The organism is Tianweitania populi (genome assembly GCF_014652875.1).
GTDB lineage: Bacteria > Pseudomonadota > Alphaproteobacteria > Rhizobiales > Rhizobiaceae > Tianweitania > Tianweitania populi.
Genome location: NZ_BMZQ01000005.1, coordinates 104,676 through 120,633, shown reverse-complemented (window position 1 = coordinate 120,633; position 15,958 = coordinate 104,676). Strand labels below are relative to the sequence as shown.

Sequence of the window (15,958 nt, the reverse complement as noted above, 5' to 3'; positions counted from 1 at the left end):
GAAGCCGCTTGGCAAAACTGGTTGCTTGTTGTGAGTTCGATATTATTATCTCAACCGACAAGCACAAGTTAGGCATTCTTGGCTTCACTGTTCGAAAATAGCGGGCAATAGGAGAATATCGTGGATCAGCTGTCGGCTATGCGCGTTTTCGTTCGGGTGGTGGAAACAGGAAACTTCACGCGCGCCGCAACGGCCCTGGACATGCCGAAGACAACGGTCACGAACATGGTGCAAGGGCTGGAGGCCCATCTGAGCACGACCTTGCTGAACCGAACGACGCGCCGGGTGATGGTGACCACGGATGGCGCGCTCTATTACGAGCGTGCGTTGCAGATCCTGTCGGAGATCGATGAACTCGATGGCTCGATGTCGCATTCCCAGGCAGGTCCATCAGGACGATTGCGCGTCGAGATGGCTGGGGCCTTCGCCGATCTCATCGTCATCCCCAACCTGTGCGATTTCTACATGAGCTATCCGCGGATACAGCTCGATATCGGGGTCGGCGACCGGCTGGTCGATTACATTGCCGAAAACGTCGACTGCGCGCTGCGAGGCGGCACGCCGACCGATCAGTCGCTGGTGGCGCGCAAGGTCGGCGAACTAAAGATGCGCACCTTCGCCTCCCCGCTCTATCTCGAAAGACACGGAGCGCCAACACATCCTAACGATCTGACCGAAGGCCACCTTGCGGTGGGCTATCTCAACGCCGCCGCCGGTCGGGTTTTATCCATGGAATTCTGCCGCGGTGACGAGGTCATCGAAATCTCGCCGCGCTATGCGATCTCGGTCAACGATGCCCGCTCCTACGTCAACGCCATAATCTCCGGCATCGGTGTGGGCCAAGCCGCCAGCTTCATGGTGAAGGACGCCGTGGCACGAGGAGAACTCGTGGAGATCCTCCCGGATTGGGAATGCGAGGTCTTGCCTCTTTACATCGTTTATCCGCAGACCCGCCACCTCAGCAACAAGGTGCGCGTCTTCGTGGACTGGTTGGCCAAGCGCGTGCAGGCGCTGAAGGAGCCTGAACAAGGCAAGGCCCGCTGGGAGGCAGCAGAATGACGGCGCACATTCCGAGCGACGATGCCGTTCGCAATCTGCTGCGGCGCATGTTTGACGCCGCTGTTGCGAGCGCGGATCCCTTGAAGACGGTTGCGCAGAATCTTCCATCAAAACCGGAAGGCCGTTGCGTGGTCATTGGCGCCGGCAAGGCTTCGGCGGCGATGGCCGGGGCGGTTGATGCAGCTTGGCCCGATGTGGACCTGTCGGGCGTCATCGTTACCCGCTATGGACATGCAGTGCCCGCCGGCCGCATCCGCATCCTGGAAGCGGCCCACCCGGTTCCAGATGCCATGAGCCTGGAAGCAGGACGCACCTTGGAGGAAGCCGTCCAGGGCTTGACCGACAAGGATCTCGTGATCGCTCTGTTTTCCGGCGGTGGTTCCTCCCTTCTGGTTGCCCCCGCTGGAGCCATGTCGCTCGCCGACAAGCAGGCCGTGAACAAGGCCCTGCTCCACAGTGGAGCGACCATCCGCGAGATGAACGCCGTGCGGAAGCACCTGTCGCGCCTGAAAGGTGGGCGTCTCGCTTTGGCTGCACAGCCGGCGAAGCTCGTCACGCTGGTGATCTCCGATGTGCCCGGCGACGATCCCTCTGACATCGCCTCCGGTCCGACCGTGGCTGATCTTTCCACCCTTCAAAGCGTCCGCGAAATCATAGCACGCCGCCGCATAGATCTCCCACAAAGCGCGCAGCAATTTCTTAAGGAAAACGTGGAAACGCCCAAGCTCGGCGACATCACAGGCGACGTCCGGATCATCGCAGCGCCCGCCCTCGCTCTCGACGCAGCAGCGCGTGTCGGGAAAGAATGGGGATTGCAGACCTTGATCCTAGGTGACGCGCTCGAAGGCGAAGCGCGCGAGATGGGGACTGTGCTCGGCGGCATTGCGCGCTCGGCTAAGCACAGGGGCCAACCAATCAAAGGTCCGGCGGTGATCTTGTCCGGCGGCGAAGCAACGGTCACCATCGGCGCCGGCTCAGCCGGTCGAGGCGGCCGCAACACGGAGTTCCTGCTGGGGCTCGCAGTAGCTCTCGAGGGGCAAGACGGCATCTGGGCCATCGCTGGCGATACGGACGGAATCGACGGCACTGAGGACGCAGCCGGCGCGATCATCACACCCGATACGCTGGCGCGCGGAACACAGGCCGGCATGGACGCGAAAGCCTGTCTTGCTGCCCATGACAGCTACAGCTTCTTCGAACGGCTGGGTGATCTCTTAAAGACTGGCCCTACACTCACAAACGTCAATGACTTCCGGGCGCTTGTCATCGTGTGAGCTGAAGAACGAACTCTTTGCCGACAGCTTCTCTGAGTAGATTCAGCCAGCCCAGCTTGAGAACGATGTTCTAAAGAACCCGTCGCGGTTCGAATGTCATTCCTCAACAAAACGACTGCATTCAGGTAGCTGTTGCGGGACTTAGTGGGTTCTGTCCGTAAACTGTTGGCTTCCTCGTCGCTGAGCTTAACAGGACAGACAGATCTCCCTCTCGCCGCTAGCCCGCGCAGACCCAGTGCGGGACCAGCCGCTACCACCGTTTAGAAAGGCCGACCATGTCCAGGCTCGAACTGCGCACCATCGAAAACGCTCCTGAAGAAGCCAAGCCGCTTCTCACCAAGGCTGAGGCTTCCAATGGTTTTCTTCCCAACCTCTTGCGCGTGCTCGCCAATGCGCCGACCGCGCTTGAAGCCTATCTGACGCTTGGCGGCATCAATGGTCGGGCTTCCTTGTCGCTGGCCGAGCGTGAGGTCGTGCAGATCACCGCTGCTGCGATCCATGGCTGCGGCTTCTGCGTCGCCGGCCATACCGCCGTCGCCACCAAGAAGGCCGGGCTCGATGCCGGCACCGTCGAAGCCCTGCGCAGCCGCAACACCATCGAAAACGCCAAGCTCGACGCTGTCGCCCGCTTCACCGAGGCCGTCATCGCTGGACGCGGCGCCGTTGTCGATGCCGAGTTGAAAACCTTCAAGTCAGCCGGTTACGATGATCAGGCAGCCCTCGAAGTCGTGCTCGGCGTCAGCCTGGCCACGCTCTGCAACTTTGCGAACAATCTCGGCCAGCCGCCGCTAAACGAACAGCTTCAGCAATTTGCATGGACCAACCGGGCCCAGGCTGCCGAGTAACATCATGCAGGGCAGCAGCACCAAAGCCGAGACCAAGCGCTTCGCAGACTGGATCGAAACGGCAGCCGATGCGATCGATCGCGGTGAAGAACCGTCTTCGAACATCCTGCCGCAGCTCGCCGAGGCGGGCTATCCGGCGATCGGCGTGCCGGCTGCTCTTGGCGGTTCAGGCGGTGATGTCGTCGATGCGGTGAACGCGATTGCGGACGTGGCGTCGCATTCACTAGCCTCCGCCTTCGTGTTGTGGAGCCAGCGCGCTTATATCCAGTTCCTGCTCGACAGCCAGAACCAGGGTCTGCGCGAGCGCCTGCTGTCGAACCTTCTAGCGGGTCGTCTCGCCGGTGCTACAGGCCTGTCCAATGCCATGAAATTTCTGGGCGGCCTCGAACCCCTGCAGATCTCGGCCACCGGCTCGGATACGCTCACGCTGAACGGCAAAATGCCGTGGGTGACGAACTTGCGCCCCGAAGGCTTCCATGTCGCCGGCGCGGTGGATCATGACGATGGCCGCGTCCTTGTTGTTTCTTTCGCCCATGACGATCCCGGCATGACCAGGACCGAGGATCTTGCCTTGATGGGCATGCGATCGGCCAACACCGCGGCGCTGGCCATCAATGATGTGCAGATCGGCGATGACCGCATCATCAGCACCAACGCAAGGGAATGGCTGCCGAAGTCGCGCCCGGCCTTTGCCGGCCTGCAATGCGGCATGTCGATTGGCTTGGCAAAGCGCGCGCTGAGCGAGGCGAAAGCTTGCGCCGGTGCCGGTCGCGGCGTTCTCGGTGAACCGCTGGCGCAACTATCGCGGCAGCTTGATGATGCTCACGCGCGCCTAGCCGCCGGTTTGCGTTCCCAGGCCTTCGTGACAGACGCCTCCTCGCTGTTCGAGCTTCGCATCGAGCTTGCCGACATCGTCGCGCAAGCCGTTCAGCTCGAGCTGCAAGCGTCCGGCGGACGCGCTTATCTGGAAGAACCCGGCCGCGCCTTTGCCCGGCGCTGGCGCGAAGCCGCCTTCATCCCCATCATCACGCCAAGCATCGTCCAGCTTCGTACAGCCCTGCAACAACGCCGGGATGCGGCCTGATGACAGCAGGCCCCGGACCCATTCTGGAAGCACACGGTATTTCCCTTCGATATCCAGGGCAAAGCGCCCCGGTCTTGAAGGACTTCGATTTTTCACTCGACAAGAGCGAGGTGGTCACGCTTCTCGGGCCAAGCGGCGTAGGCAAGTCCAGCCTCCTGCGCGTGTTGGCCGGTTTGCAGGCACCCGCCTCGGGCACCATCCGCATCGATGGGGAAGCCTTGTCCGATGTTCATCCACGGCTTGCGATGAACTTCCAGAACCCCGGCCTGCTTCCTTGGCTCGATCTTGAAAAGAACGTCGCCTTCGGCCTCGACTTTGCCCGCCAACCAAAGCTCTCACGCGAGGAACGCCAGAATCGCATCGATGCGGCCATCGCGGAAGTCGGCCTCGATCATGCTCGCCGTCGCCGGCCGTCCGAACTGTCAGGCGGCATGGCGCAGCGCGCAGCACTGGCACGGTGTCTGGCTCGCAAGCCGGAGGTGCTGTTGCTCGACGAACCCTTCGGCGCCCTTGACGAAATCACCCGCGCCGAGATGCAGGACCTCCTGCTCAAGGTCGTCCGTGATCTAGAAACGTCTGCCGTCCTCGTCACCCACGACATCGATGAGGCGCTGCTGGTGTCAGACCGCATCATCCTGCTTGGCGGCTCGCCCGGTCACGAGATCGGGCAGTGGACGATCGATCTTCCTAAACCACGCCATGATGCCGTGTCCGAACTCGGCCGCTTGCGCATCGACATTCTTTCCACACTCCGCAACGCGCGGCTTCACCACTAACAGGAGGGTTTTCATGCTGACCGACGATTTCTTTTCCCGACGCGACCTCCTCAAGCTGTCGGCTCTGCTGACTGCGTCCGGCGCTTTGCCATTCCTCCGCGCCGGTGAAGCGCGAGCCCAGGAGCCGGACGCCCCCGTCCGCATCGGCTATCTGCCGATCACGGATGCAACGCCCCTGCTCGTCGCGCATGGCAAAGGCTTCTTCGACGCCGAGGGCCTCAAGGCCGAGAAGCCGGTGATGTTCCGCTCCTGGTCGCAGATCGTGGAGGCCTTCCTTGCTGGGCAAGTCAACGTCGTGCACCTCCTGTCGCCGATCACTGTCTGGGCACGTTATGGCAGCAAGGCGCCCGCCAAGGTCGTGGCCTGGAACCACACCGCCGGCTCCGGCCTCAGCGTCGCACCGGACATCAACGCGGTGAAGGATCTCGGCGGCAAGACGGTCGCCATTCCCTTCTGGTATTCGATCCACAATGTGGTTCTGCAAACCCTTCTGCGTGAAAACGGCCTGACGCCGGTCTCCAAGAAGACGGGTACGCCAGCCGCCAACGAGGTCAACCTCGTCATCCTGCCGCCCGCCGACATGGTGCCGGCGCTGGCTGCCGGCACGATCGCCGGCTACATCGTGGCCGAACCGTTCAATGCGGCTGGCGAAGCGCTCAATGTCGGCAAGATCCTGCGCTTCACCGGCGATGTCTGGAAAGACCATGCCTGCTGCGTCGTCTTCATGAAGGAAGCCGACCTGACCGACCGGCCCGAATGGTCACAGAAGGTGGTCAACGCGATGGTCAAGGCACAGCTCTGGACGCGCGAGAACCGCGCCGAAACCGCCCAGTTGCTGTCGAAAGACGATCCGAACCGCTACACGCCGCATGCGGCACCCGTTCTCAAGCGCGTCCTGGCGCCGGAGGAAGCCGACATCCAGACATACGTCGACAGCGGCGCTATCCGTCATCCCGACTGGCGCGAAAAGCGCATCGACTTCCAGCCCTACCCCTTCCCGAGCTACACGGAAGAGCTGGTGCGCCGTTTGAAGGACACGATGATCGAAGGTGACCGTGCCTTCCTCGATGCGCTCGATCCAGAATTCGCTGCCAAGGATCTCGTCGACGATCGCTTCGTCAAGCAAGCGCTCGAAGCCTCGGGCGGCCTTCAGGCGTTCGGCCTCGCCGGCGATTACACACGCCAGGAGATCATTGCGGCGTGAGCGTCCAATCCGAGCCCCTCTCTGCCAGCAACCTTGCGCCGGCCTCGGCGCCGGCGTTGAACGCGCGCGCAAATCTCTTGCGCGCCCGCTCGCTCCGTCTGGTTCTTGGCTTGCTGGGCTTGGGCGTCTTGTTGGCAGCCTGGTGGCTCGGCACCGATGTTCTGGCGCGGCCGGAAAGCTTCGCCGCACGCTTCTCGCCAACCGCTGCCCTGCCCGCGCTTGGCGAGTTGCTGACGGGCTCCGACCTGCCGCTGCATGTCATGGTCAGCTTGCGCCGTGTGCTGGTGGGCTTGGCGATCGCGCTTGCGCTTGGCGTGCCCATCGGCATTCTGATCGGTACATCACGCTTTGCCGAAGCCGCGACCACGCCGGCCTTCCAATTCCTGCGCATGATCTCACCGCTCTCGTGGATGCCGGTCGCCGTGATGGTATTCGGCGTCGGCGACGCTCCCATCTACTTCCTGATCGCCTTCGCAACCATCTGGCCGATCATGCTGAGCACGGCTGCCGGTGTCCGCGCCCTTGATCCGCAATGGCTGCTTCTATCCCGAAGCCTTGCCGCCACCCGCTGGGAAACGCTGTCGCGCATCGTCATTCCCGGCATTCTCGGCCATGTGCTGACCGGAGCGAGGCTTGCCATCGGCATCGCCTGGATCATCCTTGTGCCCTGTGAAATGCTCGGCGTGTCCGCCGGCCTCGGCTACTTCATCCTCGATACCCGCGACCGCCTTGCCTATCCCGAGCTGATGGCAACCATCCTGATCATCGGCGTAATCGGCTTCGCGCTCGACTCCCTTGCTCGCGCCCTCGTCGGCCGTTTCGCACCGGGACAAGCCTGACGATCAACGCGCCTTCTTGAGCGAGAAGGCAGACAGGTCATAGCGAGCCGGACGCTCTTGAACCATGTCGGCAACGACCTCCCCCATTCCCGGCCCGATGCCGAAACCATGTCCGCTCATGCCTGTCGCGATGGTTACGCCGCCGATCGGCGCCTTGTCCACCAGGGGCAGCGCGTCTGGCATCGTATCGATCATGCCGGCCCAGGTCGACTTGATCTTCGGCTTGCCGATCGATGGGAAAGCTTCCGCGAAATAGCTGCGGATTTTCTCGAGTTCAGTCCGGTTGGGTTGTGGGTCGAGAACCCGGCACTGTTCGAAAGGGCTTTGCTCTCCCGTCTTCCATGTCCGCGGCGTGCTCCAGGCATCCGGATAGGTCTTGGGGGCAAACAGCTTGAAATGCGTTCGGCCGAAATCCTCGCGCAGTTGCGGAAGATAAGCAAAGGCATTGCGGAACGCATCAGGACCGATGAAGAAGTCATGGGTGGACCAAGGCGTCAGCGTATAGCCGCCATCTGTGCGTCGTCGAATGGCGAAGCGATCATCACAGGCCGCAGCCGGAAAAAAAGCTGGCAATGTGTCTGTGCTGATAACGGAGGAAACAACACCGAGCTGCTGTATCCGCACGCCATGAGCGGCAAGGAACAGCGAGCTCCAGGCACCTGCAGCGACCACAACCCGCTCGCACCGAACCAAGCCTGCTTCGGTTATCACGCCCGTCACGTGCCCAGCCGCGATGTCGAGCGACCGCACCGCGCAACCTTCGCGAATGATGACCCCGTCTTCGACGGCGGCTTGCGCCAAGGCAGGCACGGTAACAAAGGGCTCCGCCATGGCGTCCGAAGGGGTGGTGATTGCGCCCATCCAGCCGGCGCTGTTCGGCAACATGGCTTCGGTCTCCCGGCGCGTCAGAAGGCGCGTGTCGACACCGTAGCTTCGCGCACCAGCGAGCCAAGTCTCATATTCAGCCAGCTTCTTTTCGTTGCGTGCCAGATAGGTGATGCCGCGCTGCTGAAAACCGATGCGCTCCAGCAGTTTGGCGTCCATGTCCTTCCAGAGCCGGATCGTGTCCATCATGATCGGCAGCTCGGAGTAGTCACGGCCTTGTTGGCGGATCCAGCCCCAGTTGCGACTTGACTGTTCGCCCGCCACCCGCCCCTTCTCGCAGACGAGAACCGACAGACCGAGCTTCCTCAGCGCCCATGCCGTCATGACGCCAATGATGCCGCCACCGATGACGGTTACATCAACCGCCTCTGGCAGCGGTCCGTTGAAAGCCGCCTTGTTGCTCATGGAGATTGGAAAGCTGGACATGGCGGATCAAAATCTCGATGCACGATAAGGATGGAGGTCGATGGTGGGCGCTCGTTCGGCAACGAGATCGGCAACCAGCCGCGCCGTCGTCGCCGATAAGGTCACGCCGAGATGCCCATGACCGAAGGCGTAGATGACGTTTCGATTTGCGGGTGAGCGGCCGATCACCGGCAGTGAGTCCGGCGTCGAAGGCCGATGCCCCATCCACCGGTGCCCCGCCTGCCAATCCGCCAAGGCCGGCAGAACCTCGAGCGCCTGCGGCAAGAGCGCTTCGATGCGCCGGTAATCGGGAGCCGCCGTCAGTCCCGCCAGCTCATCACCGCTGACGAGGCGCAATCCGTCCTGCATCGGCGAAAGGACGAATTCCCGGCTCGGGAACACGACAGGCCCGTTCAGCAGCGTCTCAGAGCCAGGGCCGAAGCTGATGTGGTAGCCGCGCTCCGTATCCAGGCAGACACGATCGCCGATCTGCTTGGTCAAACCCGTGGACCAAGCACCGGCGGCAACAATCACCCGATCGAACAGTCTTGTCGTTCCGGCCGCCACCAATGCCAGGCCATCGTCCCGCTGATGCAGACGATCGACCTGAACAGGCTCGACCTGCGCACCTCTGGAGCGGGCGGCCTTCAAGTAAGCCTGCGCTAGCGATCGCGGCGAGCGCACATTGCCGGCATTCGGCTGGTATAGCCCGCGAATGCACGCCGCCGGATTAAGCGTCGGCTGCAGCTCCAGAACGTCTGCTTGGTCCAGCACCTCATGCACAGCGCCCGCGCGCTGCATCAACCGCCGTTCGAGCGCTGATCCCTCGAACTCTTTCTCGAACGCATAAACCTTCAGCCAGCCTTCTTGGCTCAAGAGGTCGGACACGCCCGCATCAATCGCCAGGTCACGGTGCGCTTCAAATGCCCCCGCCACCAGTGGCGACAGTGCTGCGGAAATTCGCTCGACTTCCGGCAAAGTGCCGTGGCGAATGAAGCGTCGGAGCCACGGAAGCGCCTTAAGCACATGATGTCGCCGTAGCACGGCAGAAGAGGTCCGTGAGAACAGGTAGCTCGGCAGCGAGCGGAGTACTGCCGGCGTTGCCGTCGGCGTCACCGAACCCGTGACGATCGCGCCGGCATTCCCGTAGGATGTTCCAGCGCCAGGCTCCTTCGGATCGAACACCGTAACCGCGTGGCCATCCCGGGAGAGCGCCAGAGCCGTCGCGCAGCCGACGATACCAGCCCCGATGATCGCGACCGAAAGCTTACGACCTTCTGGCAAGCGCTCCTGCCTCTGTGCCATCCCCTCACCTCTGCAAGTGTGCAGCGGCACTAGTGGTGCAGGACCTTGCTCAGGAAGTCGCGCGTGCGGTCATGAGTGGGATTGCCGAAAAAGCTCGCCGGCTCGCCGCTTTCCACGATCGCTCCCTGATCCATGAAGACGACGCGATGCGCGACCTTGCGCGCAAACCCCATCTCATGCGTCACGACCATCATCGTCATGCCTTCCTTGGCGAGGCTGACCATGACATCCAGCACTTCGTTGATCATCTCGGGATCGAGCGCCGAAGTCGGCTCGTCGAACAACATGATCTTGGGCTGCATGCAAAGCGATCGCGCGATCGCCACCCGCTGCTGTTGTCCGCCGGAAAGCTGGCTCGGATAGTTGTTCATGCGGTCGGCCAATCCGACTTTCGCCAACAGTGCCTTGCCTCGCTCGGTCGCTTCCGCCTTGGAAAGCCCGCGCACATGGATTGGCGCCAGCGTCACGTTTTCCAGCGCCGTCTTGTGCGGATAAAGGTTGAACTGCTGGAACACAAAGCCGACCTCCATACGCAACTCGCGCAAGGCGGCGTTCTTTGCGCTGAGATCGGTGCCGTCGACAACCAGCTTGCCTTCCTGGAACGGCTCAAGCCCATTCACACAGCGGATCAGCGTGCTCTTGCCGGATCCCGAGGGGCCGCAAACAACCACTACCTCGCCTTTGGCGACGTCGAGATTGATGTCCTTTAGCACGTGAAGGGCGCTGCCGAACCATTTGTTCAGGCCTTGGAAGCGGATCATCGGCACGTCCAATCAAGTAAGCGGGTCTCTGCAGGCATCTGTGTCACGGCTACAGGATGGATGTTTGCTGACGGCGCTCCATGCGGCGCGCCACGAAGATCATGGGATAGCAGATGATGAAGTAACCAATGCCGACGACCCCGAAGACCAGAAGACCGTTCGGAATGTTCTGGACGATCATCCAGCCGGACCGGGTCAGGTCCATGATGCCGATGGCCGAGATGACCGACGAATCCTTCACCAGCAGAATGAATTGCCCAACCAGCGAGGGCCGGACGATGCGCAACGCCTGCGGCAAGATCACCAGCCGCAGCTGCTGCGAATATCGGAGCCCGGAAGACAGCGCAGCTTCACTCTGCCCCTTCGGGACAGCCTTGATGCCGGACGCAATGATCTCGCCTATGAAGCAGGCTGAAAGGTTCGACAAGGCGATAACGCCGGCCGAGAAAGCGGACAGTTCGATGCCCACGGTCGGCAGGATGAAGAAGCAGATAAAGACCTGCACAAGAAACGGCGTGCCGCGAAACAGGTCGATGTAAAGACCGGTCAGCGCCGACAACCAGCGGATGCGCCCTGCCCTGATGATCCCGAACAGCAGCCCGATCACGCATCCAACCAGTAGCGACAGGAGCGACAACGAGATCGTCATGCCCAGTCCCTTCAACAGGATGGGCCAGTAGTTCAGAAGGCGTTCGACCTGAAACCAGAACATGCGCTCCTCCTAGGATCGGCCCGGCACGCGGTCGAACCGCGACCAGAAGCCGGCAAGCGCCTTGAGCAAGTAATAGATGATCAGGAAGCCCGCCGCGGTCGCCGCAAGCCCTTCAACGGGCATGAAGCGATCCAGCGCGATCTGCTGCCCGACGCGTGCCAGTTCCACCACGGAGATCAGCGACAGAAGCGAAGAGTCCTTCACCAGCACGATCGCCTGACCGATCAAAGGTGAGATTGTCGGTCGTATCGCTTGCGGCAGGATGATGAAGCGCATGCGCTGCAAGTAGGTGAAGCCAGAACTCATCGACGCTTCGAACTGCCCGCGCGGGATCGCCAGAATGCCGGATCGGATGATCTCGGCGACATAAGCACCGGAATTCAGCGCCAGCGCGATGATGCCGATGACGATCTCGGGCAGCAGTATGCCCAAGCGCGGCAATCCGAAATACAGGAAATAAAGCTGGGCAAGCAGCGGTGTCGCGCGAATGCAATCGACATAGGCGATCGCCGGCGCCCGCAGCCAGCGAAGCGGCTGGATCGTCAGCGCACAGGCGATGATCCCTAGGATCATCGCTCCCGCGAAACCCAGACCGGACAACATCAGCGTGTTCAGGAAGCCCTGCCAAAGCGCAGGGAAATAATCCGCTATGACGCGAATGTTCAGATTGCCCAGCATGGATCACCTGGATGGGTTTGCTAGCGAATGGTGCGGGCACGAAGGCCCGCACCGTCGATCCACCTTAGTGATCGTTCTGCCACTTGTTGGAGTTGACCCAGTAGTCCAGGTTTTCCTTCAAGCGGCCATCCTGCTGGACGGTGTCGAGGAAGAGGTTGGTCCAGGTCAGCAGGTCCTGCGAGTCATAACGCACGGCATAGGCCAGCGGCTCGGCAGTCAGCATATCCGGGAACACGGTAAAGGTGTTTTCCGGATAGTTCAGCACCTGCGCTGCAACAGCCGTGTTGTCGTTGACGCCGCACTGCGCCTGACCCGACGCGACAGCATCCAGAACCACCGTGCCGCCGCCCTTGAACGACTTCATCTCGCCCTCGGGAAAGAACTTCGGCACGCTCTTTTCGGCGGTAGAACCGAGAATAACGGCAATCGTGGTACCCGGCTTCTTGCAGTCTTCGACGCTCTTGAAATCACTGCCACTCGTTGTGAAAGCGACCGCGCCAACGTGAATCCACGGCTTGGTGAAGGCGACCTTGGTCGCGCGCGTCAGCGTGGCCGTCATGTCGGCAGCCAGAATGTCGGCCTTGCCGGACATCAGGGCCGGGATCAGACCATCCCAGTCGAAGTCAAGATACGTCACCTTGACGCCCATTTCCTTGGCCATCAATTCGGTGAGCTGGATGGCGCTTCCGGTGCGCGCGCCTGCCTTGTCCATGAAGGAGTAAGGAGGACCTTGCGTCTGAACTGCGACGCGCAGTTCGCCGCGCGCAAGAATGTCGTCCAGCGTTCCGGCTTCCGCCGTATAGGTCGTTGCCGCCGTTCCCGCCAATGCAAAGAGCGAAGCGGAAAGAAGGAGTTTGGTGAGTTTGGCTGTCATTTCGTGTCCTGTTCCCCATTAAGACTTCTTAGTATCCAGCACCCGGCATGTCCGGCTGATCAGACTTTCCTGGCGGTCTCTTCGGCAGACTGCTCGGCTGAATTGATTTCCCAAACCCCTTTCGGCAGGTTGAGCCACTTGTTGTGGGACTTCATGACGACGAAGGTCTCGCTGCCGCGGATCACACCCGGCTCCGCCAGCTTCGGCAGCAATTCGCTGGTCACCTGATAAAGCGCATCCGTGTCACCTTCGAACATGACCTCGCAAATAAGATCGTACCGCCCCGTCACGATGCTGACCGACGTCACAAACGGAAGCTCGGAAATCTTCTTGGCAACCTCGTCCAACCGGCCGTTTGCATAGGCATTGATGCCGAGAATGGCGACGGTGAGTTCCGGGCGCTCCGAAACGTTCAGCAGGCCAGCGATCTTCAGCAGGTTCTGATCGATCAACGACTTCAACCGTGTGCGCACCGTCGGCGGGCTGAGCTCAAGCCGCGCGGCAACCTGGTTGGCGCCTTCCCGAGCGTCGTTCGAAAGCAGCTTCACGAGCTTTCGGTCGATCTTGTCGAGCGCTGCACGCATTGACCCGGCTGTTCCCCCACGCCTTCTTTGATCGCAGTTTTTTCCTAAACAAAGATTTTGTCAATGCAGATTATCCAAGCGGCAAAAATTATCCGCCTGTTCTTTCCGACTGGTCACATGCGGTCCGCCATGCGCGACAACCTGGATAAGCAAAAGGCTAAAATCGCCGGTTGATCTGGAACTCAAACTTAATCTCATTGCGGGAGTGTCCGCCCCGGCAGGAGGCCGGATGCAGACCGTCATCACATGTATTCAGCAGGCGCACGACGGCTATTCGCTGATCATCGCCGCCTTGGTCTGCACGATCGGTGTTTACGGCTCTTTCTCCGTGGCCAATCACGCCGGGCGTTCGCAGGGCCGCCGGCGAGCAATCCTCGCCCTCACCGCTATCATCACCGCCGGTTGTACCGCCTGGGCAACGCATATGATCGCGCTGCTCGCCTTCCTACCCGGAATGCAGGCCGGGTTCGAGCTGATTGGCACCGGCATTTCGCTGATAGCGGCCATTATTGGAATCGGCGCCGGCATGCTCGTCTCGATCGGGCAGCACAGGCGACAGCGGCGTCTCGCAGGCGGGTTCGTTCTTGGTCTCGGCATTGTCGCGCTGCATTACCTTGGGCAACACGCTTACGTCGTCCGGGGCCAAGTCACTTACGACGCTGGCCTGGTAACCGCCTCAATCCTCGGCAGCCTGCCGATCTTCGCTTTGTCGCTGACTGTGTCGGGAGAGCGGAACAAGCGGGTCAGGCTTCTGGGCGCACCGCTGCTCCTTCTGGCAATTGCCGTGCTGCACTTGACCGGCATGGCCGCGCTCAGCTTCACCATCGATCCCACGGTGGAGTTTCCGCCGCTGACTGCCCACCCTGACGTTCTAGCCCCGATCGTTGCCGCCGTAAGCATCGGCGTTTTCGGCGTTGCAGTTGCCGGCTTGCGCATGACCCTGCATGCGCAGGCGACACTGCGGCGCGAACGCCAGCGTCTTGGAGAACTGGCTAACCTCGCTCTGGAAGGCCTCGCGATTTGCGATGGCGATACGATCGTGTCTGTTAATGACACGCTTCAACGCTTGAGCGGTTATCACCAGCAAGATCTTGCCGGATCAACCCTCAGGACGCTTGTACCCGCGCTCGATCTTTCTGCTGCGCTCGACGGCGAGGAAGCGGATGCTACCCTCGTTGCCGCAACAGGCGATATTGTGCCGGTCCGTGTCATCAGCAGGCAGGTAGGCCTCGGTGCAAGGCAACAAACGGTTTTGGCATTCCGCGACCAACGCGAACGACTGCGTAGCGAGAGCCAGATCCGCACACTGGCCTTCACTGATCATCTGACCGGCCTGGCGAACCGCACCCGCTTCCTTGATCTCCTTGCCGTCTCGATCCAGGAAGAGGCTTCCGGAAACAGCAAGGACTTTGCCGTTCTGCTTCTCGACCTTGATGGCTTCAAGAGCGTCAACGATGCCTTCGGGCACCATGGCGGCGATGTCGTGTTAAAGATTGTCGCCGATCGTTTGAAGAAGAATGTCGATACCGGGATGGTCGTTGCTCGGTTGGGCGGCGATGAATTTGCCATCCTCATACGCGATGACATCGATGCGGCACGTGCCGAAATGCTCGGCCTGAAGCTCATCAAGGCCGTGGAAGAACCGATCCCCGTCGGCGATCAGGTTGTTTATGTCTCAGCCAGCGTCGGCGCAAAACGCTCCCAGCATCGGGGGTCAAGCTCGATCCAGATCCTCGATAATGCCGACCTCGCCCTTTATGACGCCAAGGCCAAAGGCAAGGGCCGCGTTCGGTTGTTCACTAGCGAATTGCGGGCGGCGGCCGACGAGCGGGGCCGGTTGTCCAGCGCGATGCGAACAGCCTGGGAAGAAGGTCACTTCGAGCTCTACTATCAGCCCCAGGTCAGGCTGTCAGACAATGCGCTTGTAGGTGCCGAAGCGCTGATCCGCTACAATGATCCAGAAGCGGGCGTGGTGTCTCCTGCAGCTTTTCTGCCTGTCTTGGAAACAAGCTCGCTGGCTGTTCCGGTCGGCGACTGGATCCTGCAGACTGCATGCCGTCAGGCTGCAAGCTGGCGCAAAGCAGGCAAAGGCAATTTTCGCATCGGCGTAAACCTGTTTCCAGCCCAACTCCGCTCGCCGGACTTCGTGTCGCGCGTGGAGCATGTCCTGGCTGCAAGCGGCTTGCCTGCCTCTGCGCTTGAACTGGAAGTCACCGAAAACATCGTGTTGCAGAACGAGGTCATGACGCTCGATCATCTTGCGCGGCTGCGCAAACTCGGGCTCTTCGTCGCGTTCGACGATTTCGGCACCGGCTTTGCCTCACTGACCATGCTGAAGCGCATGCAGATTGACCGCTTGAAGGTCGATCAGTCCTTCGTCCGCAATGTCGAGCACGATCCCAAGGACCAAGCCATCGTCGACGCCATCGCGCGCATGGCGGAAGGCTGCGGTCTCACTGTTATTGCGGAGGGGATCGAAACAAACGCGCAGGCTCGCTTCATGCAGAACTATGCCGCGGAAGGACAAGGCTACCTGTTCGGAGCGCCGATGCCGGCCGCCGAGTTCGAGCAGCGCTTCATCAAGACAAAGCGGTCCATGATTGCCGCAGCCTGATCAAGCAGCCAGGCTGACCTCTTCTGGCGCCAATTGCAGGAGGTGGAACCTCGCTGCCA

At 61.2% G+C, this 15,958-nt stretch carries 15 protein-coding genes; 8 read left to right on the top strand and 7 right to left on the bottom strand.

What is annotated here, in order from left to right; genetic code table 11:
* Positions 1-120 precede the first annotated feature (120 nt).
* The 7 genes from IE166_RS19035 (at position 121) to IE166_RS19005 (ending at position 7,081) form a co-directional block, all read left to right on the top strand.
* Positions 121-1,059 carry a LysR family transcriptional regulator gene (locus tag IE166_RS19035; RefSeq protein ID WP_189507091.1) on the top strand — a complete coding sequence of 313 codons (939 nt, stop codon included), beginning with the start codon at positions 121-123 and terminating at the stop codon, positions 1,057-1,059.
* Positions 1,056-2,333, top strand: coding sequence for a glycerate kinase type-2 family protein (locus IE166_RS19030; protein ID WP_189507089.1), 1,278 nt, complete (start codon positions 1,056-1,058; stop codon positions 2,331-2,333). Before IE166_RS19035 ends, IE166_RS19030 begins: the two co-directional genes overlap by 4 nt.
* Positions 2,334-2,608: 275 nt before the next feature.
* The gene (locus IE166_RS19025) at positions 2,609-3,178 is read left to right on the top strand and encodes a carboxymuconolactone decarboxylase family protein (RefSeq protein ID WP_189507087.1); all 570 of its coding nucleotides are present in this window, start codon (positions 2,609-2,611) and stop codon (positions 3,176-3,178) included.
* A gap of 4 nt (positions 3,179-3,182) precedes the next feature.
* Entirely contained in the window at positions 3,183-4,262 is a 1,080-nt protein-coding gene (locus IE166_RS19020) for an acyl-CoA dehydrogenase family protein (RefSeq protein WP_189507085.1), read from the top strand.
* A complete protein-coding gene (locus IE166_RS19015) occupies positions 4,262-5,038 on the top strand; it encodes an ABC transporter ATP-binding protein (RefSeq protein ID WP_189507083.1) in 777 nt (258 codons plus the stop codon). The genes IE166_RS19020 and IE166_RS19015 overlap by 1 nt, the downstream gene beginning before the upstream one ends.
* 13 nt (positions 5,039-5,051) lie before the next feature.
* Entirely contained in the window at positions 5,052-6,242 is a 1,191-nt protein-coding gene (locus tag IE166_RS19010) for an ABC transporter substrate-binding protein (RefSeq protein WP_189507082.1), read from the top strand.
* On the top strand, positions 6,239-7,081 hold the full coding sequence (locus IE166_RS19005) for an ABC transporter permease (RefSeq protein ID WP_210312995.1): 843 nt from the start codon (positions 6,239-6,241) through the stop codon (positions 7,079-7,081). The genes IE166_RS19010 and IE166_RS19005 overlap by 4 nt, the downstream gene beginning before the upstream one ends.
* Positions 7,082-7,084: 3 nt before the next feature.
* Here IE166_RS19005 and IE166_RS19000 read toward each other — a convergent pair whose 3' ends face one another.
* The 7 genes from IE166_RS19000 to IE166_RS18970 form a co-directional block, all read right to left on the bottom strand.
* Positions 7,085-8,392: an NAD(P)/FAD-dependent oxidoreductase gene (locus tag IE166_RS19000; protein ID WP_189507080.1), complete on the bottom strand. Its 1,308-nt coding sequence runs from the start codon at positions 8,390-8,392 to the stop codon at positions 7,085-7,087.
* A gap of 6 nt (positions 8,393-8,398) precedes the next feature.
* The gene (locus IE166_RS18995) at positions 8,399-9,676 is read right to left on the bottom strand and encodes an NAD(P)/FAD-dependent oxidoreductase (protein ID WP_189507078.1); all 1,278 of its coding nucleotides are present in this window, start codon (positions 9,674-9,676) and stop codon (positions 8,399-8,401) included.
* A gap of 29 nt (positions 9,677-9,705) precedes the next feature.
* A complete protein-coding gene (locus IE166_RS18990) occupies positions 9,706-10,437 on the bottom strand; it encodes an amino acid ABC transporter ATP-binding protein (RefSeq protein ID WP_189507076.1) in 732 nt (243 codons plus the stop codon).
* Positions 10,438-10,486: 49 nt separating this feature from the next.
* Complete coding sequence (locus IE166_RS18985) at positions 10,487-11,149, bottom strand: amino acid ABC transporter permease (protein WP_189507074.1); 663 nt, start codon at positions 11,147-11,149, stop codon at positions 10,487-10,489.
* A gap of 9 nt (positions 11,150-11,158) precedes the next feature.
* Positions 11,159-11,827 (bottom strand): amino acid ABC transporter permease, encoded by a 669-nt coding sequence (locus tag IE166_RS18980; RefSeq protein WP_189507072.1) that lies wholly within the window; start codon positions 11,825-11,827, stop codon positions 11,159-11,161.
* A gap of 64 nt (positions 11,828-11,891) precedes the next feature.
* Positions 11,892-12,701, bottom strand: a complete 810-nt coding sequence (locus IE166_RS18975) for an ABC transporter substrate-binding protein (RefSeq protein ID WP_189507070.1) — start codon at positions 12,699-12,701, stop codon at positions 11,892-11,894.
* A 59-nt stretch (positions 12,702-12,760) separates the two neighbouring features.
* A complete protein-coding gene (locus tag IE166_RS18970; protein ID WP_189507068.1) occupies positions 12,761-13,285 on the bottom strand; it encodes an Lrp/AsnC family transcriptional regulator in 525 nt (174 codons plus the stop codon).
* Between the two features lie 229 nt (positions 13,286-13,514).
* Here IE166_RS18970 and IE166_RS18965 point away from each other — a divergent pair, with 229 nt between their 5' ends.
* A complete protein-coding gene (locus tag IE166_RS18965) occupies positions 13,515-15,899 on the top strand; it encodes a putative bifunctional diguanylate cyclase/phosphodiesterase (protein ID WP_189507066.1) in 2,385 nt (794 codons plus the stop codon).
* The last annotated feature ends 59 nt before the right edge of the window (positions 15,900-15,958 follow it).